Source organism: Marinithermus hydrothermalis DSM 14884, assembly GCF_000195335.1.
GTDB lineage: Bacteria > Deinococcota > Deinococci > Deinococcales > Marinithermaceae > Marinithermus > Marinithermus hydrothermalis.
Map to the genome: position 1 here is coordinate 440,964 of NC_015387.1, position 18,166 is coordinate 459,129.

Genomic DNA, 18,166 nt, shown 5'->3' on the forward strand with positions numbered 1-18,166 from the left:
CGTCCAGGACGGGCCTCCGAAACGGCAGAGTTGCAAAAAGGTCAGCCTCGCAAGGGGATTGCAACAACCCAAACAGCGCACGATAACGAACTTTGACCGCATCTATAGCCAAACATCAGCCCCGTAAGGGGATCCCTCAACACCCCCCAAGCACCCCACCCATGATTTGCAAGCGCCTACCCGCCTATGCTAGAGTAGGCGTTGGCTTGCCCGAGGCACGCGGGCACATCGAAGCGAACACACGAGCGAGCAAGGAGGAACATGGCGAACAAAAGCGCACGCACCCCTTCCGCGATGAAGCGGCACCGCCAATCCCTAAAACGGCGGGCCCGCAACAAGGCGAAGAAATCCATGATCAAGACCTTCACCAAAAAGGCCATCGCGGCGGCCGAATCCGGCGACAAAGAAGCCGCCCTCAAGTACATGCGGGTCGCGGAAAGCCTCATTGATAAAGCCGCTAAAGGCCCGACCCTACACAAGAACGCCGCCGCTCGCCGCAAGTCCCGCCTGATGAAGAAACTCCACAAGCTCCTCGGCAGCCTAAGCGCGTAAGGAGGAACCATGGGGCGTGGAGACCGTCGCACCCGTCGCGGAAAACTCTGGCGCGGCACCTACGGAAAGTACCGCCCGCGCAAGAACAAAAAGAAGTAACGAACCCACCTAAACCCAAAGGGGCGCCGCGCGCGGCGCCCCAAACGCATTCACCGCCGGCCCCACGGCTCGAGCACAATCCGTTCCCCATCCACACGCGCGCGCTCCGGGCCCTGGCTCTTAAACCCCTCCTCCGGCGCGCGCGCCACAAGATGCGCAATCCGGAGTTGCTGCGCCTCCAAGGCCAACGCCCACACCGTAGCATCCAGGTTGCCTGAAGCGCCCGCGTGCGCCAAGCCCCGCAGCTTCCCCACCACGATCACGTCCCCGCCCGCCACCACCTCCGCGCCAGGATTCACGTCCCCCAGCACCACCACGGTCCCGGGCGACTCCACGCGCTGCCCGCTCCGCAAGGTACGCCCCACCACCTCCGTGTACGGCACGTACCGCTCCCCGCGCGGGGGGCGCAGCGTCACGGCCAGCCCCCGCGCGCGCGCGGCCTCGAGCAGCGCCTCGAGCGCCTCGCCCCCGACCAAGCCGTTCACCTCGACCTCCAAGGGAAGCGCTGGAAGTTCCTCGATCACACGGCGAAGCTCCTGAGGCGACTCGTTCCCATCCAGCCGCAAGGATAAAGCGTCTCGAGTGGCGCGGACCCGCATCGCTTTACTCTACCTCCACCTTCCAGTACGCAGCCATAACCTTCCGCACCGCAGGCAAAGCCACGCGACTGCCCTCCCCCGCGTTCTCGAAGAACGCCACCACCACCAAGGGCGGGTGAGGGGCGCTAGGATCCGTAGGGCCGTACCCCATGTACCACGCGTGCTCGTACCCCGCGCGTTTCCCCGGGGTTTCCGCGGTGCCGGTCTTCCCCCCGGTCGGAACAGGGAAATCCCCGAGCTGAAAACGCGCGGTGCCTTCCGTCACGGTCTTCCTAAGGCCTTCCTGCAGTACTCGCCAGTACCGGCCCTCCACCTCCGTCACGACCGGCTCCACGGGGTCCGCCCCCACCCGCCGCACCAAGTGCAGCTCGGGCTGTTGCCCGCTCATCGCGATGGTGGCGAGCATACGCGCGACCTGCGCGGGCGTGACGAGCACCTGGCCTTGCCCAATCGCGACGGAAAGCGTCTCCCCCGGGTACCAAGGCTCCCCGTACGCCTCCCGCTTCCACGCGCGCGTGGGCAGCAACCCCTGGCTTTCCGCGATCTCGAGGCCGGTCGGGCGGCCCAACCCCAGCTCGAGCCCCCGCTTCGCGATCACGTCCACCAAATCTCGAGGCCCGGCGTCAATCGCGGCCTGGTAATACCAGGTGTTGCAGCTATTCGCGATGGCTTCACGCACGGTCATGTCACCCATGTCGCGCGGCGCCCAGTTGCGCCGCACCTGCCCCCCGTACACGATGTACGGCGTGCAGCGGTACACGGTATCCGGGCGAACGTACCCGTGCTCGAGCAGGGCGGAGGAGGTCACGAGCTTAAAGGTCGAGCCGGGCGTGTACCGCTGCACCGCACGGTTCAAAAGGGGCAGGTGCGGATCGTTTTGCAGCGCGGCGATCGCGCGCGGGTCGGTGGGACGACGGGTGAAGACGTTTGGGTCGTACGCGGGCGTAGTGGCCATCGCGAGCACCTCCCCCGTCCTGGGGTCCACCGCCACGATCGCGCCGCGCGCCTCCTCCTCAAGGGGAAGCCCCAGCTTACGCCGCCCGGCGTTAAGGTCCTCCACGGCCTCCACCAGGGCTTGCTCCGCAGCGCGCTGCAGGGCCAGGTCGATCGTGAGGTACACGTCCTGACCCGGTACGGGCGGCCGCCGGACCTCCTCGCGGATCCGGCGGCCGCGCACGTCCACCTCGACCAGCTTGAAGCCCCGCTCCCCCCGCAGCACCTCCTCCAGCGCGGCCTCGAGGCCCGCGCGGCCCACCAGATCGTCCGGCTCGTACCCCGCCGCGACCTCCGCGGCGTTCGCGGGCTGCACGTACCCCAGGACCGGACCGGAGATGGGGTTTGGGTAGTACCGCTCGATCCGCTCGCGAAGCTCGAGGTTCTCCTGGCCCGCGGTGAGTTCGGCCAGGGTGGGCACCAGCTCATCCGGGAGGTTGGCCTTGAGCACAACGGGTTCGCCCTCTACCTCGGGTAGGGTCTCGAGGTCCAGCAAGTCCAGGATGCGCCGCTCGAAGAGGATGGGGCCGCCCTTGTACCATAAATCCACGGCGATGCGGTTGTCCGCGAGGAGGACGCCGTTGCGGTCGTACAACCGCCCGCGCGGGGCGGGGATCGTGACGGTCTTGAGGTAGTTGCCTTCGCTTTGGGTGGCGTACTCCTGGTACTGGAGGACCTGGAGCTGGAAGAGCCGCCCCGTAAACCCCAGCAACACCAGGTAGATCAGGACGAGCAATGCACGAACCCGTTCAGGCATGGTGTTCCTCGTAGCGCGGCGCGACGAGGGCCTGAGCGAACCGCAGGTACACCGGCCCGACCCCCAGGGTCAGGATGAGTTCAGGAACGAAGACTTGCGCGAAGGTGAGGGGGCTCAGCACCTCGAACCGCAACCAGTACACCACGATCAAGTACCCTAGCCACTTCGCGAGGAAGCTCAGGAACACGATCATGCCCCGCGCCATGGTCTCCTCCCAGTGCAGCCAGGTGCCCGTCCCGTAGAAGGCGTACACGGCGGTGAGCAACCCCATGGCGTGCAGTCCCGGGTACCCGGCGGAGGCCAGGTCCTGAAACAACCCCAGCCCGAACGCGGCCACCAGGCCTGCCGCCGGGGGGAGGTGGGAAGCCAGGACCAAGGCGAGGAGGAACCACAGGTCCGGGGGGCTCACGGCGTCCGGCAGCACCCCTCCCAGGACGGACTGCAGCACCAGCGTGATCAGTACCAGACCAACGGCTCTCATAACGGGCGCAACACCACCACTTCCTCAAGCAGCGAAAACCGCACCACCGGCTCCGCTACCACCCACCGTCGCAAAGCCCCCGGGGAAGGCGGCAGCACCTCGAGAACACGCCCCACGGGAATCCCCGCGGGGAACAAGCCCCGAAGGCTGTTCGAAACGAGCAGGTCCCCGGCCGTTACCTCCACGTCCAATGGTAAGGAGACCCGCAAGCGCGCTGGAGGCTGGCCCCGCGCGATGCCCCGGCCCGGCTTACCCATGACCTGCACGCCGACGCTGGAGTCCGGATCCACCACGGTACGCACCACCGCCTGGTGCGGGCTCGTCTCGATCACGATCCCCACCAGCCCCGCGCTGCTCGTGACGGGCATACCCACCCGAATCCCGTCGGCCTCGCCCAGCCCGATCACCATCCGCTGGTACAACCCCGACGGGTCCTCCGCGATCACCGGCGCGATCGCCACCACGCCCGGCGCTTGCTCCTGGCGCACCTCGAGCGCGCGACTGAGGCGCGCCACCTCGAGGCGCAACCGGGTGTTCTCCTGCTCCAGCGCGGCCACCCGCTCCTGAAGGGCGCGGTTTTCGGTCTGTAGGTCCCGCCGGTCCGTGAGGGCCTCGAGGCCCGCGCGGAGGTTCTGACCTAAGCGATGCCCTAGGGAAAAGATCGGCGCGATCCGCGCGGAGAACTCCGCGGGCAGCGTGGGCGCGGTACGCGTGGTGAGCGCGGAGAGGACCAATGCGAGCACCGCGAGCGCCAGGTAGATCGCCCTAAGCAAGGGGGTAGCCCACCTCCTTCAACAGCGTCCAGAGCCGGTGCACCGGGAGGCCCACCACGGTGTAGAAATCCCCCTCGACGCGCCGGACGAGGACCATGCCCTTCTCCTGGATGCCGTACCCGCCCGCCTTGTCCATCCCCTCGCCTGAGCGGACGTACCAATCGACCTCCCACGGCTCGAGGTCGCGGAACCAGACCCGCGCGGCCTCCACGAGGCTACGCCCCTCGCCGCCAGGGGTGTACAAGGCCAGCCCGGTGTACACGGTGTGGGCGCGGCCGGAGAGGCGCTCGAGGAAGGCCCGGTTCTCCTCCGGGGTGCGCGGCTTGCCGAGGACGGCGTCCTCGAGAGCGACCACCGTATCCGCCGCGACGACCCACCCGCCGGTCTCCCGCCAGACGGCCTGAGCCTTGGCGCGCGCCAGGTGTTCCGCCTGCTCGGCTGGGGAGCGGCCGGGGGCGAGGGTTTCCTCGAGGCCAGCTGGACGGACGGTGAAGGGCAGCCCGAGCCGCGCGAGGAGCTCGCGCCGGCGGGGGCTCGCGGAGGCCAGCACCAGCGTGGGGGGAGTTAGAGCGGGGTCGCGGTTCGCCACAACCGTTCCGCCTCCTTTCGGTACCGTTCAGCTAGCGCGGGGCTATGGAGGACGAGGAGGTTCTCGTTGTTGCGCGTGTAGGCCGAACGGGAGAAGTTAAAGCTACCCGTAATCACCCAGCTTCGGTCGATCACCATGAGCTTGTGGTGCATCTGGTAGGGGTTGGTATCCTGCCGCAACTCCACCCCGCGCGGCAGGTTTTCCTCCCGAGAGTGGATCAGGTTGCGCGTCTCGAGCAGGACCCGCACCCGCACGCCCCGCGCGTGCGCGGCGGCGAGCGCCTGGATCAAGCGTTCCTCCGTGAGGACGAAGGCCAGCACCCAGACCTCCTCCCGGCTCGCGGCGAGCCGCGCAAGGATCGCTTCGAGGGCCGCCTCACCCCCCGCGGGAGAAAAGTACGCCGTACCCTCGGCGTTCTCGAGCCGGAACGGCACCGCCCGCCCAAGCCCCCGGCGCGTGCCCGTCCAGAGGGCCTCGAACTCCGCCCGGTAGCCTCGAGCCAGGGGGGGAGAGGGCAGGTAGAGGACGTCGTTGTTGTTGCGGAAAAACCCGTTGTAGGTCAGGTTGGCGCTGCCCGTCCAGACGGCTTGGCCGTCGAGCACCACGAACTTGTGGTGCATCAAGGCGTTACGATTGTCGTAACACACCCGCACGCGGGCGATGGCCTCGCACCCCTCCCCGAGGGGGCGCACCGTGCGCCGCACCGTCTCCTGCGAGGGAGTGGGCCGACCTTGGCGTTGACCGTGCGCTGCCGCCACGAGCGCCGCGCGGGCTTCGTCCTGGTAGTCCCGATCCGTGTACAACCGTACCGGCACACCCCGCGCTGCGGCCGATACCAGGGCGTACGCGAGGCGGGTGTTGTCCAGCTCGAGCGCGGCCACCTCGAGGCTCGCGCGCGCCTCGTTCATCCGCGCGATGAGGAAATCCTCGGCGGTGCGCCCCGCCTGCGGCAGGAAGAACAGGGTCGCCTCCCCAGGAGCGGCCGGGGGAGGCGGGGTGGGCTGGAGCGTCTGGTACACCCACGCGGCCGCGAGGGCGAGGAGCAACCAGCCCAGCCGGGCGGAGCGCCGCCGCCGCATCAGTACCCGGTGCCCTCCCCTCCCTGTACGAGCGCCACGCCGCTCGAGGTGCCGATCCGGGTGGCGCCAGCCTCGATCATGCGCCGGGCGTCCTCCGGAGTGCGGATGCCGCCCGCGGCCTTGACCTCGGCGCGGCCCTGGGCGACCTCCACGAGGAGCTTCACGTCCTCTACCGTAGCGCCGCGTGGTCCGAACCCGGTGGAGGTCTTGAGGAAGTTCGCTCCGGCCCGCACGGCGGCTTGTGCGGCGAGGCGCGCCTCCTCAGGGGTGAGGAACCCCGTCTCGAGGATCACCTTCAGCACCGCGCGGGGCGCGGCCGACCGCACCGCGCGCACGTCGGCCTCCACGCCCGCCCAGTCGTGGGCTTTGGCGAGGCCCAGGGGGATCACCATGTCCAGCTCGTCCGCACCGTGCGCCACCGCCTGGGCGGCCTCGAGCGCCTTGATCTCGGAGGGGGTCGCCCCGAGCGGGAAGCCCACCACGCTCGCGACGCGTACCGGAGCGTCGCCTAGCGTTTCCCGTGCGAGCCGGACGTGCGCGGGGTTCACGCAAACCGCGAAGAAGTAATGCTCCATCGCTTCGCGGCATAAACGGCGGATCTCTTCCGGGGTGGCCGTGGGCTTCAGAAGCGTGTGGTCAATGTAACGTGCGAGGTCCATGCCTTTCATGGTAGCGGTTTTTCCGGGTCCAGGCGAGACGCGTACGCGCCGTTCGCTAAAAAGCGCAGCACGCCCGTGGCGATCCCCTCGGCGAGGCGCGCCCGGTAGTCAGGCTGGGCCAGGCGGTGCCCTTCGGTGGGGTGGTTGGTGAAGCCCAGCTCGACGAGGATCGCGGGGATCTGCGCGTTACGGATGACGTAGAACGGGGCGGAGTGCACCCCTCGGTTTTGAGCTTGGGTGTGCTCGAGCATGCCCTCGAGCACCATCTCGGCCAGGCGGCGGGAGAAGTCCTGGTTGGCCTTGGCGACCAGGTCCGCCAGGATCTGCTCCGCGCGGCGTTGGGCTTGTTGCGTCAGGCGTTCGCCGAGCTCGCCGCCGCCGTTCTCCTGGACGGCCTTGGCGAGCAGCCGAGGGTCTTGGGTCGCGCCGAAGTAGTAGACCTCGATGCCTTGCGCAGGGCGCTCGGCGCTGTTGATGTGGATCGAGATGAACAGGGTCTTCGTGAGGTCCGCCATTCCGGCCCGCTTCCCCAGGTCGATGAGCTTGCGTTCCCGCAGGTTCTGCACGTCCGGCGGCGCGAGGTCGGTATCCTCCGCGCGGGTCAGGATCACCTCGATCCCCTGGGCTTCCAGAAGGCGTTGGACGCGCCGGGCTACGTCCAGCGCGACCTCCTTCTCCACCACGAACCCCGTCGCGCCAGGGTCCGGCCCGCCGTGCCCGGGATCCAGGACCACCACGAGCTTGGGGGGGTTCGGTTTGGGCGGCGGGGCGTTCGCGGCCGGGGCGGGGTGGAAGAAGTCCAGCACCAGCCGGAAGCTGCCGTCCTCGTTAGGCAGCACGAACCGCTTGTACTCCACGCCCGGACGCAGCTCGATCACGGCGACGGTCGCGTCGTTATAGTGCTCCACCCGGTACGCCTGCACCGCGGGGTCGTCCAGCGTTTCGGAGCGCGCAGGAGCCTCGAGCGGGCCGAAACGCACGATGACCCCGGTCTCGCTAGGATCGACCCGGTAAGGGGTGCCCATCGGCAGGTCGAAGACGAACCGCGTGAACCCCTCGTGCACCCCGATCCGCGGGAAGCCCTGGGCGGTGGCCAGAACCAGCTGCAATACCCAAAAGATGATAAGCGCCGTCTGCCGCATTCGCGCTCATTATATGGAGGGAGGATGAGAACTTTTCGGCCCCGCAAGGTTTCGTGGGGTTAGGGCGGAACGTGCAAGGGTGAAGCGTTGCTTGGTCGTACGCTCACGCGCTTCATGCCGGGGCGGGTAGCATAGGGAGGATGACGCGGACGCTGTTCTTGCTCGTGCTGCTGTTGGTGCTTGTTGGGGCGCGGTTCGCCGGGTTTTCGGTAGAGTCCTACGGGGACCAGGTGGTGGACCCCATCCAGGGCGTGACCACGCTGCCCGACGGAGGCGTGCTGATCGACAACGAGAACGCCCTGCGCCTCGAGGGAGGGTTCATCGAGTACCAGGAAGGCCGCTTCATCCGGGCGCGCGAAGCCGTGTTCGTCACGGACGGGGTGCGCCTCGAGGCGGCCGAGCTGTACTACGACGCGGAGACGGAGACGGTGCGGCTCACCGGCGGGATGCGCTACGCTTCCGAGCGCTTCGCAGGGCTTTCTGCTCGGGAGGGCCTCCTCTTCCTCGAGGACGAGGTTGCCCTCCTCAAGGGCGAGATCCGCTCCGAGGACCCCGTGCTCGAGGCGGAGGTCATGGTGGTGGATGGGAAGCACGGGGAGGCCTTGCTCTGGGGGCGGTACGTGTACCGGGATCCGGTGCTGGGCGTGACCCTGCGGGGGAACAACCCCGAAAAGCGCTTGCTCCTGCGTTTTCGCGAGGGGGAAGCGTACCCGGAGGCCACCACGCGGGTGCCGGAGGAGGTCCTGGCGCGCCTCGCGCCCTACCTCGAGGCTGAGTAACCGTGCGCCGGCTCATCGCGGGAGGTGCGCTACTCGCGGTGCTGGGTGCGTTCGCCGCGCCCTGCGCGGGGTTCGACCAGGTCCTCGAGGTGGGGGACCCGCCCCTAGTCCTCGCGGGGCAGGAGCTAGCGGTCGAGGAGGGGCGGCTCCGCCTTTTCGGGAGGGCCTGCCTGGGCAGTGCGGACGTCGAGTTGTTTACGGACACGGTGACCCTCGACCCCAAGACGGGGCGGTTGGAAGCGCCCGCCGTGCGGGGGCGGGTGGGGGCGTGGACGGTGGAAGCCGAGCGCCTCGTGGGGGAAGACGGCGCGCTCGTGCTGGTTGAGGCCGTGTTTGTGCGCGGCGAGATCCACCTACAGACGGAGGCGGCGGAGGCCCGCGGGGAAACCGTCCAGCTCACCCAGGTCTTCGTGGAGACGCCGGAGGTCCGCTTCCGCGCAGCGCGCGGTACGGTAGCGGGGGACACCTTCCGCGCCGAGGGCATCTGGGCGACCCCTTGCGTGTACGGGGATGACCTCCGCGTCTTGGGGGACGCCGCGACCTTCAACACGCGCACCGGCCGGCTGGTTCTTATGGAGGCGCGGGTGGACGTGTACGGGCGGACGCTCTTCCGCCCTGAACGGCTGGAGCTCGACCCCGCGCGTCCCCTCACCCTTTCCTTCCCGTTCCGCCTCGCTTACGGGCGCGGATGGACGCTGGGGGTGGAGGATTTTCCCCTCCCCTTGCCGGGAGAGGCGTTCGGCCGCTGGTCCACCAGCCTCACCCTTTTAGCGGAAGGGTTGGGCGCCCGCCCGTTGGGGCCCGCGGATCCCGGCGTGACCACCTTCCGTTTCGGGGTCTCCGCCCAGGAGGCGGGCCGCCGTTTCGCTTTCCAGCTCCAGCGGGAGGAACGCCGGGCGTGGGACGGCCGCCTCACGACAACGACCGTGCCGGAGGCCGAGTTCACCGCGCCGGGATTTCGCTTCGCGCTCGAGCCAACCCAGGCGGAGGCCCGGATTGACCCGCGCCTTCGCTTCGGAGCGGCCACGGTGCGCCCCTTCCTTCGGGTGGCGCAGGAGGCGGAACGGGCCGGGTTGACCCTCGGGGTCGAGGCCCGCTATCCCTTCGAGGACCTCGCGCGCGCGGACGGCCTCGGGTTCTCCCTCGAGCCCTGGACGTTGGGGGCCGCCTACCCGGACCAGGCGGACGCGCCGGGGTACGCGGCGTTTGGCGTGAACGCCGCCCTGCGGTACACGGGAGCTTGGCAGGGGCGGCTCGAGTACCGGCGGGCCTACCCCGTGGGGGTGGCGCGGTTCGGGTACGAGTGGCGCGGCGAGGTGGAGCGGCTGGACCTTGTGGCGCGCCGGGCGGGGATCTCCCTGACGGGCAGGTTCTCGAGGCGGCAGGTGCCGGACCTGGCCGCGCGGGCGCTGGCGCGTGAGGATCTCGAGGTATCCCTCGCCCTGGGGTACGCGGACCGGGGGTGGCGCGTGGAGGCGCAGGGGGATCAGGTGGAGCGCTGGCGTCCGGGCCGTGCGGCCTTGACCGCCGTTGAGCGCACGTACACCCTCCGGCTCGAGCGCGGGTGGCGGGTGGAGGCCCGGTACCTCGAGGCGACGGGGCTTGACCCGGAGGTCACGCCCTTCCGCCGTGAGCTGCAGCTCGCCTACCGCCCCGCCCCGCCCCGGGGGCGAAGCGACCTGACCTTTGCGCCTTCCGTAGGGTATGATTTCTTGCGGCACGGGGTGAGCCGCGCGGGGGTGGAGGTCGCGTACGCGGACGAGTGTTTCGTATGGAAGCTGGCGTATCAAGCGGTGCTCCTACCCCAAGGCGCGGAGGAAGCCGTGGGTAGCCGCGTGCGTTTCGGGGTTGAGCTGCGATGACACGCTTAGACCGTTACATTCTGCGCGAAGCCTTCCCGCCCTTCGCGTTTGGGTTGTTGCTCTACGTCGGCCTCATCCTCCTCTCCAACCTCTTGGGGCGCGCCCAGTGGCTGGTGGGGGTGGAGTTCTGGGGGCTGGTGCGCTGGTTGTGGTACCAGGTCCCGTTCGTCCTGAACCAGACCCTGCCCGTCGCGGTTCTGCTCGCGACCCTCCTCGCGTACGGGCGCTTAAGCCGCGAGAACGAGCTCCTCGTGATCCAGGCCGGGGGGCTGCCCCTATTGCGCACGGCGCGCTGGTTGTTCGTGGCGGCTTTCGTGCTGGTTGGGGTGTCCTTGTACATGAGCGAGACCCTCATCCCCCGGGCGAACGAGCGAGCCGCGGTGCTTTGGTGGGACGAGCTCACCTCCAAGGGCAACGGCCTCGCTCGCCTCGCCGGGCAGGACGTGCCCGTCGGACCGTACCGGCTGTTCTTCGCACGCTACGACTACCGCACCAAGGAGATGGTGGGGGTGCGGCTCGAGCTGTGGCAAGGGGAGACCCTCGCCGTGATCTTCGCGGATCGGGGGCGACTCGAGGAGAACCGGTTGCGCCTCGTGAACTTCCGGCAGTACACCCTGGACCTCACCCGCCTGCCCCTGCCGGATTTCGCGAGCCTGGAGGAGGCCGAGCAGCACCTGCGGCGGCTCGTGCGCATGCAGAACGTCGCCCGCGATCCTTCCAGGACCCTGACGGTCCTCTTGCCGAAGACCCGTTCTCAGCTCCTCGCGCAGCACGGCGGGGGCGGGTTTGAGGACGCGAACCCCATCAGTTACTGGTACGAGCGGATCCAGAAGACGGTGAACTCCCCGCGGGAGCACCTCGAGGCCCGCGTCCAGTTCCACTCGATGCTCGCGGTGCCCTTCGCGAACCTGGTGGTGCTTGTTTTGGCCCTACCCATCGCGGTGCGCAAGGCCGGGAGTACCGGCCTCGCGTTCGGGTATTCCCTAATCGTGACGATCGGGTACTACCTGGTCTTCACTCTGGGTAAGCTGCTCGCCTTGAACGGCGTGGTGCCCCCGGAGCTCGGGGCGTGGGGCGCGAACCTCCTGGCCTTGGGGCTCGCCTGGGTGTTCGGGGAGGGGGTGTACCGCTGAGCTTGCAGCCAGGGCGGGGTGCTCGTAAGAATGAGGCCGGGATCATGATCCCGGCCTTAGCCTTGGGAGAGCGAACGTATGATATCGGTACTGGATCTCAAACGCGAGTATGAAGCCCTAAAAACCGATATTGACGCGGCTATTGCGCGCGTTTTGGCCTCCGGCGCTTTCGTGGGCGGGGCGGAGGTGGCGGCCCTCGAGGCCGAGCTCGCCCGGTACCTGGGGGTGCCGCACGTGGTCACGGTTGGCTCGGGCACCGACGCGCTCACGATCGCGTTGCGCGCCGTGGGGGTCGGGCCGGGGGACGAGGTTATCACCACGCCCTTCACCTTCATCGCCACGATCGAGGCGATCCTCCACGCGGGCGCCCGGCCCGTACTGGTGGACATCGACCCCGAGACCTTCAACCTGGACCCGGAGGGTCTGGAGGCCGCTCGCACCGAACGCACGCGCGCGGTGCTGCCCGTGCACCTGTACGGCCAGCCCGCCGCGATGGACGCGATCCGCGCCTTCGCTGAGCGGCACGGCCTGGTGGTGGTAGAGGACGCCGCCCAAGCGATCGGGGCGCGGTACGGGAAGGGCCGGGTCGGGGCGCTGGGGCACGCCGCGGGGTTCAGCCTCTACCCCACGAAGAACCTGGGGGCTTACGGGGACGGCGGGTTTATCACGACCCGCGACCCCCAAGTGGCCGAGGCCGCGCGGAGCCTCGCGGTGCACGGCCAGGCCGGCCGGTACCACCACGTGCGCCGGGCGGGGTACACTTCGCGCCTGGACGCCCTCCAGGCCGCGATCCTGCGCGTGAAGCTGCCGCACCTCGAGGCCTGGAACGCCCGCCGCCGCGAGATCGCCGCCGCGTATCGCGCGGCCCTCGAGGACGTGGTGTGGGTGCCGCGGGAAGCGCCGGGCGTGGTGCACGTGTGGCACCAGTTCACCGTGCGCACCCCGGAGCGGGACCGATTGGCGGCGCACCTCAAGGCCCGCGGGGTGGGCAGCGCGGTGCACTACCCGGCCCCCGCGCACCTGCAGCCCGCCTACCGCGATCTGGCGGCGGAGGGGAGCCTACCCCAGGCCGAGCGCGCCGCGCGGGAGGTGCTTTCCCTACCCCTGCACCCCTTCCTTACGGACGCGGAGGTGGAGCGCGTCATCGAGGCGGTGCGTCGCTTCTTCGGGTAAGCGGCGGGGGAGTTATCCTTCCTCCGGCGCGACGCGGCGCGCGCGGGGGCGCGGCTCGAAGGCGCGGGACTCGGGGAGGAGCTTGCGTTTCTTGGCCCGGCGGTAGGCCTGGTCCCACAACCGGCAGAACGCGCAGGTCTCGCCCGTGGTGGGGGCACCGCAGCGCTCGCACTCCTTCAGGGCGACCTCCTGGGCTCCCAGCCCCTCCGCGAGGATCGGCTGGATCTTCTTCAGGAACTGCTCGAGGAAAGCCTGTTTGGTTCCTGGCATGCGTTCCTCCAGCCGGTTCAGGGCCTCCTTGTACAGGAGGCTCTTGGCCCCGGTGGCGTTCGGGCACTCCTCGTGCTGGTACGCGATGCGGCGCAGCAGCGCGTAGCTCGCGACCTCCCGCTCAGTGAAGAGGTAAAAGGGCTTGATGCGCCGCGCGAGCCCCTCCCGTTCCGGAAGGACCGGCCCCTGGCGCGGCAAGGCGTCGGTCTGCCAGCGGAGCACGTTCCCGAGGAGGACCGCGGCTTCGTCATCCAGGTTGTGCCCGGTCGCGACCACGTTGAACCCCTCCTCACGCGCGACCTCGTTCATCAAGTACCGCTTGGAGAGGCCGCACCCCGAGCACGCGACCCGGCCCGTCGCTAGGGAGAGCTCGGGTACCCCCAGGCCGTACGATTCCGCGAGGTCCACCACGATCAAGGGAAGGCCCCGCTCCCGCGCGAAGCGCGTGGTGACCTCGTAGGCTCGCTCGGAGTACTCCCCGATGCCGAGCTGGATGTGCAGTCCCGTGGCCTCGTACCCGAGCCGCGTGAGTACCTCCCAAAGCGCGAGCGAGTCCTTCCCGCCGCTGATCGCAACCAGGACCCGGTCGCCCTCGCGGATCATCTTGTGCCGGCGGATGGCGCGCGCGGTCTGCGCCTCGAACCACTCCAGGTAGTGCGCGGCGCACAGCGCGAGGCCGTGCCGGCGCAGCTCCACCTGCGCGTTCTGCGTGCACTTACGGCAGCGCACCGTGCCCCCCGGAGATCGCCGAGATGACCTCGATCGTGTCCTCCTCGCGCACGCGCGTGTCCCGGGTCAGGAGCTCCTCCCCCCGCACGACCACCACGGTCTCGGGGTTGATGCCGAGCTCCGCCAGGACCTCCTCGAGCGGACGGTTCCCCGCCACCTCAAGCTCTCGCTTCTCGGGTGCACGCACAATCACCTTCACAATTCCTCACCCTAGCACACCCCGCGCCTCCCCTTCTTTAACCGGCCGACGGACGCCTCCTGCGGGGGCTGTTCGCCGGGCACGGGCGGACGTCAAAGCCAATGCCTGGGGTAGGGTGTATATTCCCCCTAATGACGCCGAGGACCCTCACCCACCTGCTGGCCGTGGCCCGCGGGGACCGACCCGCGGACCTCCTGATCAAGAACGCACGCGTGGTGAACGTCTTCACCGGGGAGGTCTACCCGGCGGACGTGGCCGTGGCCGGCGCCTGGATCGCGGGGGTCGGTACGGGGTACACCGGCCGCCGCGAAGTGGACCTCGCCGGACGGTACCTGGTACCCGGACTGATCGACGCGCACCTGCACCTCGAGTCCAGCATGGTCACCCCCTATGAGTTCGCCCGCGTGGTCGTGCCCCGGGGCACGACCACCGTGGTCGCGGACCCGCACGAGATCGCGAACGTCGCGGGCCTCGAGGGGATCCGCTACATTCTGGAGGCTTCTGAGGGGCTGCCGCTCTCGGTCCTCGTGACGCTGCCCTCCTGCGTGCCCGCCACGTCCCTCGCCACGAGCGGGGCGCGGCTGGAAGCAGCGGACCTCAAGGCCTTCGCGGACCACCCGCGCGTGCTGGGGCTGGCGGAGTTCATGAACGTGCCCGGAGCGGTGCGGGGAGAGCCGGAGGCGCTGGCGAAGCTTCTCGCCTTCCGCGACCGGCACGTGGACGGGCACGCGCCCGCGGTGCGGGGGAAGTGGCTCCAAGCGTACGCGGCGGCGGGGCCCAGGACGGACCACGAGTCCACCACGCCCGAGGAGGTCCGGGAGAAACTCCGGGCCGGGCTGCACGTCTTCCTGCGGGAGGGGACCGCGGCCCGGAACCTCAGGGACCTCCTCCCGGCCCTGACCCCGGAGAACGCCCGGCGCGTGGCGTTCTGCACGGACGACCGGCACCCGGAGGACCTCCTCGAGGAGGGGCATATCGATCACGCGGTCCGCCTCGCGGTCGCGGCGGGGGTGGACCCGGTCACCGCGATCCGCATGGCGACCCTGAACGCCGCGGAGGCTTTGGGCCTTAAGGACCGGGGGGCCATCGCGCCGGGGCGCCGCGCGGACCTCGCGGCGACTCCCAGCCTCGAGGCTTTCCGGGCCGAGTGGGTGATGAGCGGGGGGCGGGTCGTGGCGGTGGACGGGGCGCCCCAGGGGGACGCCTGGGTGCCGCCGCAGGTGGACGCGAGCGCGGTGCAGGGCACGGTGCGCGTGCGGGTGGCGCGGCAAAACCTGGAGATCCCGGCGCGGGGCCGGCGCGTTCGGGTGATCGGGGTGGTGCCGGGCCAGATCGTGACCGAGCACCGGATCGCGGAGGCCCGTATCAAGGACGGGTTGGCGGTGGCGGATCCCGGGCGGGACCTCCTAAAGCTCGCGGTGGTGGAGCGCCACGGCCGGGGGGGCGGGGTGGGGCTTGGGTTCGTGGCGGGCCTAGGCCTGAAGAAGGGCGCGATCGCGGGCAGCGTGGCGCACGACGCGCACAACCTGATCGCAGCTGGGGCGGATGATCGCTCCATGCGCACCGCCCTCCGGGCGGTCGCGCGGTTCGGGGGTGGGTACGCCGCCGCGCTGGGGGACGAGGTGCTCGCCGTGGTGCCCCTCCCGATCGCGGGGCTGATCTCGAACTGCTCCGCGGACCGGGTGCGCCTGCAGATGCGTGTTTTGACCGCGGCGACGCGCGAACTGGGGTGTGGTTTGCCCGACCCCTTCATGCCGCTCTCCTTCCTGGCGCTCGAGGTCATCCCCAAGCTGAAGCTCACGGACCAGGGGCTGGTGGACGTCGAGCGGTTTCAGCGCGTGGACCTCTGGGTGGATTGATCACCCCCAGTACGCGCTGGCGAGCTGCAGCAGCCGTTCCGCGACCTGCCGGTTCCGGCGCTCGATCTCCTTCCGGCGAGGCGTTTCGGGCGGGGTTCCTGGCGGGTCGTGCAAGGTGGGGGTGAGGGGGTGGCCTGTCCGCTCCTGCCACGTGGCGCGCCACGCCTCGGGCAGGGCCTTGGGGAGGGGGAGCTCGAGGAGCACGTGGTACAGCAGGGCCCAGACCCGTACCGTTGCGTCCAGGGCGTACCCGCCGCCCAGCGTGAACAGGGCCCGCCCCCCGGTGTGCGCCCTGGCCAGGTCCAGCACGCGCTGAAAGAGCTGCTCGTAGGCCTGTGTGGTGAGCAGCAGGTCCGCCAGGGGGTCCATGTAGTGCGCGTCCGCACCGCACTGCACCACGAGCACGTCCGGCCGGAAGGCCTCGAGCGCCGCCGGGGCCACCCGCTCGAAGACCTCGAGGTACGAGGCGTCCTGGGTGAAGGGTTCTAGGGGCAGGTTGAGTTTGAGGCCCGCTCCGGCCCCGCGTCCCAGCTCGAGGACCGTGCCGGTGCCGGGGAAGAGGTAGCGACCGGACTCGTGCAGGCTCAGGGTGAGGACGTTCGGGTCGTCGTAGAAGATCCACTGCACGCCGTCCCCGTGATGCACGTCGATGTCGATGTAGGCCACGCGCAGCCCTTGGTCCGTGAGGTAGCGGATCGCGACCGCGAGGTCGTTGTACACGCAGAACCCCGAGGCCTTGTCGTACTGCGCGTGGTGCAGCCCGCCCCCCAGCTGCAGGACGCGCTGCGTGCGTCCGGCGGCGATGAGGCGCGCTCCCTCGAGGGTGCCGCCCACGATCCAGCGGGCCGCCGCGTCCATCTCGGGAAAGACCGGGGTGTCCGTGGTGCCGAGCCCGTAGTGGTGCAGGTCGGCCGGGGGCGCGCCGCGGGCGGCGGCCTCCACGCGCGTCACGAAGCGCTCCGCGTGCACGCGGAGCACCTCCGCCCGCGTGGCCTGGGGCGGGGTGTGGAGGGGCGGGGGGTAGCCGAGGGCGTGCAGCAGGTCCAGGAGCATCTCCAGCCGCACCGGGCTGAAGGGATGCTGGGGACCGAAGTTGTAGCTGAGGTACGCGGGGTGGTAGATTACCGGGACCATGGTTTTTCCGGCGGCCAGACCACGCGGAACCCGGCCTGGCGCAGCGCGTGCGCGAGGGGGCGGGTCTGCTGGGTGTTGACGCGCAGCACCACGTGCGTCGCGTCCTCGTCTGCGGGGTAGGTGAGGGCGGAGTGGATGTTGAGTCCCCGGTCGGCGAGGAACCGCGTGAGCTCGGCGAGGCGGCCGGGCTCGTCGGGTAGGCGGACCTCGAGGCGCCCGCTGGGTTTGGCCGCCCCGGTCATCTTGATGAGCGCGTCCAATAGGTCGATTCCGGTCACGATGCCGACGAGCTCGCGCCCTTCGAGGACGGGCAGGGAGCCGATCTTGTGCTGGCGCATCACCTGAGCGGCTTCCTCCACCGGGTCCAGGGGGTCCGCGGTGAGGACGGGGGCGGTCATGACCGCCTCGACCCGTGCCGTCTCGGTGAAGGGGACGGGCGCGAGGCGGCTCGTGGCCAGGCGGATGTCGCGGTCGGTGAGGATGCCGACCAGCCGTCCCTGATCCATGACCGGAAGGTGCCGGATGCCCTGCCGCCACATGACCTCGTTGGCCTCGGCCAGGGTCGCGTCGGCGGCGATCGTGATGACGGGACTGTGCATCACGTCACGAACCAGCATGATGCCTCCTTTAAGACGGGAACGACCACGGCGCGGCCTCCGGCGGTGGCGAACGGAAGCGCAGCGCGTGGAAGGCTTCGATCACGTGCTTGGGGGTGCGCGGCCCGATGCGGGCCATCAGGGTGTTCTCCAGGTACCCGCGGATCTCCGGATCGTCGGTCGTGAAGGGCACGAACCCCACGCTGCCGTAGAGGGCCTCGAGCCGCTTGCGGTACTGGTACGCGCTCAACCCGGTGTGCTCGAGATCGTAGTGCCAGTAGTACAGGGTGGCCACCACGACCTTGTCCTCGAACCGGCCGGTGGCGAAGCTGGCCTCGAGCAAGTGCCGGGCGAGGCCATACCCCCGCCAGGGCGGGGCGACCTCGACCGCGCCCAGCTCGTAGATCCCGCCGGTGGGGTCCTCCCCCCAACGCTCGAAGGCGCTCGGGCGGTGGAACGCGGCGTACCCCACCAGCTGCCCGGCGGCCTCCGCGGTGGTCACGCACCCGTCGGGGCTGGCGGCGATCTCGAGCAGGGCTTCTTTCTGCCGTGCGGCGGGCCGGAAGGCGCGCAGGCCGGGGTGCGCCTCGAGGGGGCGGAGGGCCTCCGGGGTGGCCGCGGCCTGGATGACCACGGGGCCTTTGGGGGTGGGGACCCGGCGCATCACCCATACCTTATCCGACTCCGGTTGGGGCATTTACCCCTCCTA

General features: G+C 69.8%; 20 protein-coding genes. 7 read left to right on the forward strand and 13 right to left on the reverse strand.

What is annotated here, in order from left to right; translation table 11 throughout:
* Positions 1-261 precede the first annotated feature (261 nt).
* Entirely contained in the window at positions 262-552 is a 291-nt protein-coding gene (gene rpsT, locus MARKY_RS02370) for a 30S ribosomal protein S20 (protein WP_013703266.1), read from the forward strand.
* Positions 553-561: 9 nt separating this feature from the next.
* Positions 562-651 carry a 30S ribosomal protein THX gene (locus MARKY_RS11570; protein ID WP_013703267.1) on the forward strand — a complete coding sequence of 30 codons (90 nt, stop codon included), beginning with the start codon at positions 562-564 and terminating at the stop codon, positions 649-651.
* Between the two features lie 50 nt (positions 652-701).
* Here MARKY_RS11570 and minC read toward each other — a convergent pair whose 3' ends face one another.
* The 8 genes from minC to MARKY_RS02410 are packed head-to-tail and all read right to left on the reverse strand — an operon-like array spanning position 702 to position 7,723.
* Positions 702-1,250, reverse strand: a complete 549-nt coding sequence (gene minC, locus MARKY_RS02375; protein WP_013703268.1) for a septum site-determining protein MinC — start codon at positions 1,248-1,250, stop codon at positions 702-704.
* Positions 1,251-1,254: 4 nt separating this feature from the next.
* Complete coding sequence (locus MARKY_RS02380) at positions 1,255-3,000, reverse strand: penicillin-binding transpeptidase domain-containing protein (protein WP_013703269.1); 1,746 nt, start codon at positions 2,998-3,000, stop codon at positions 1,255-1,257.
* Positions 2,993-3,481 carry a rod shape-determining protein MreD gene (mreD, locus tag MARKY_RS02385; protein WP_013703270.1) on the reverse strand — a complete coding sequence of 163 codons (489 nt, stop codon included), beginning with the start codon at positions 3,479-3,481 and terminating at the stop codon, positions 2,993-2,995. Before mreD ends, MARKY_RS02380 begins: the two co-directional genes overlap by 8 nt.
* Positions 3,478-4,254 carry a rod shape-determining protein MreC gene (mreC, locus tag MARKY_RS02390; RefSeq protein ID WP_013703271.1) on the reverse strand — a complete coding sequence of 259 codons (777 nt, stop codon included), beginning with the start codon at positions 4,252-4,254 and terminating at the stop codon, positions 3,478-3,480. Before mreC ends, mreD begins: the two co-directional genes overlap by 4 nt.
* Positions 4,247-4,843, reverse strand: a complete 597-nt coding sequence (locus tag MARKY_RS02395) for a Maf family protein (RefSeq protein ID WP_013703272.1) — start codon at positions 4,841-4,843, stop codon at positions 4,247-4,249. The genes mreC and MARKY_RS02395 overlap by 8 nt, the downstream gene beginning before the upstream one ends.
* Positions 4,819-5,922: a phospholipase D-like domain-containing protein gene (locus MARKY_RS02400; RefSeq protein WP_013703273.1), complete on the reverse strand. Its 1,104-nt coding sequence runs from the start codon at positions 5,920-5,922 to the stop codon at positions 4,819-4,821. The genes MARKY_RS02395 and MARKY_RS02400 overlap by 25 nt, the downstream gene beginning before the upstream one ends.
* Entirely contained in the window at positions 5,922-6,581 is a 660-nt protein-coding gene (deoC, locus tag MARKY_RS02405) for a deoxyribose-phosphate aldolase (protein WP_041657775.1), read from the reverse strand. The genes MARKY_RS02400 and deoC overlap by 1 nt, the downstream gene beginning before the upstream one ends.
* Positions 6,582-6,586: 5 nt before the next feature.
* Entirely contained in the window at positions 6,587-7,723 is a 1,137-nt protein-coding gene (locus tag MARKY_RS02410) for an N-acetylmuramoyl-L-alanine amidase family protein (protein ID WP_013703275.1), read from the reverse strand.
* Positions 7,724-7,863: 140 nt separating this feature from the next.
* Here MARKY_RS02410 and MARKY_RS02415 point away from each other — a divergent pair, with 140 nt between their 5' ends.
* From MARKY_RS02415 to MARKY_RS02430, 4 genes are all read left to right on the forward strand, one after another.
* The gene (locus tag MARKY_RS02415; RefSeq protein WP_013703276.1) at positions 7,864-8,502 is read left to right on the forward strand and encodes a hypothetical protein; all 639 of its coding nucleotides are present in this window, start codon (positions 7,864-7,866) and stop codon (positions 8,500-8,502) included.
* 2 nt (positions 8,503-8,504) lie between these two features.
* Entirely contained in the window at positions 8,505-10,364 is a 1,860-nt protein-coding gene (locus MARKY_RS02420; protein ID WP_013703277.1) for a hypothetical protein, read from the forward strand.
* Positions 10,361-11,497 carry an LptF/LptG family permease gene (locus tag MARKY_RS02425; RefSeq protein ID WP_013703278.1) on the forward strand — a complete coding sequence of 379 codons (1,137 nt, stop codon included), beginning with the start codon at positions 10,361-10,363 and terminating at the stop codon, positions 11,495-11,497. Before MARKY_RS02420 ends, MARKY_RS02425 begins: the two co-directional genes overlap by 4 nt.
* A gap of 78 nt (positions 11,498-11,575) precedes the next feature.
* Complete coding sequence (locus MARKY_RS02430; protein WP_013703279.1) at positions 11,576-12,670, forward strand: DegT/DnrJ/EryC1/StrS family aminotransferase; 1,095 nt, start codon at positions 11,576-11,578, stop codon at positions 12,668-12,670.
* A 12-nt stretch (positions 12,671-12,682) separates the two neighbouring features.
* On the opposite strand, the gene MARKY_RS02435 is transcribed toward MARKY_RS02430, so the two are convergent.
* Together MARKY_RS02435 and ttuB are read right to left on the reverse strand one after the other, a co-directional pair.
* Positions 12,683-13,669, reverse strand: a complete 987-nt coding sequence (locus MARKY_RS02435) for a TIGR00269 family protein (protein ID WP_013703280.1) — start codon at positions 13,667-13,669, stop codon at positions 12,683-12,685.
* Positions 13,656-13,862, reverse strand: a complete 207-nt coding sequence (gene ttuB / locus MARKY_RS02440) for a sulfur carrier protein TtuB (protein WP_013703281.1) — start codon at positions 13,860-13,862, stop codon at positions 13,656-13,658. The genes MARKY_RS02435 and ttuB overlap by 14 nt, the downstream gene beginning before the upstream one ends.
* Before the next feature lie 137 nt (positions 13,863-13,999).
* Between ttuB and ade the strand changes: the two genes are divergently transcribed.
* Positions 14,000-15,727, forward strand: a complete 1,728-nt coding sequence (ade, locus tag MARKY_RS02445) for an adenine deaminase (RefSeq protein ID WP_013703282.1) — start codon at positions 14,000-14,002, stop codon at positions 15,725-15,727.
* On the opposite strand, the gene MARKY_RS02450 is transcribed toward ade, so the two are convergent.
* The 3 genes from MARKY_RS02450 to MARKY_RS02460 are packed head-to-tail and all read right to left on the reverse strand — an operon-like array spanning position 15,728 to position 18,154.
* The gene (locus MARKY_RS02450) at positions 15,728-16,861 is read right to left on the reverse strand and encodes an acetoin utilization protein AcuC (protein ID WP_013703283.1); all 1,134 of its coding nucleotides are present in this window, start codon (positions 16,859-16,861) and stop codon (positions 15,728-15,730) included.
* Positions 16,849-17,478 carry a CBS and ACT domain-containing protein gene (locus MARKY_RS02455; protein ID WP_013703284.1) on the reverse strand — a complete coding sequence of 210 codons (630 nt, stop codon included), beginning with the start codon at positions 17,476-17,478 and terminating at the stop codon, positions 16,849-16,851. The genes MARKY_RS02450 and MARKY_RS02455 overlap by 13 nt, the downstream gene beginning before the upstream one ends.
* 10 nt (positions 17,479-17,488) lie before the next feature.
* Complete coding sequence (locus MARKY_RS02460) at positions 17,489-18,154, reverse strand: GNAT family N-acetyltransferase (protein ID WP_013703285.1); 666 nt, start codon at positions 18,152-18,154, stop codon at positions 17,489-17,491.
* Positions 18,155-18,166: the final 12 nt, after the last annotated feature.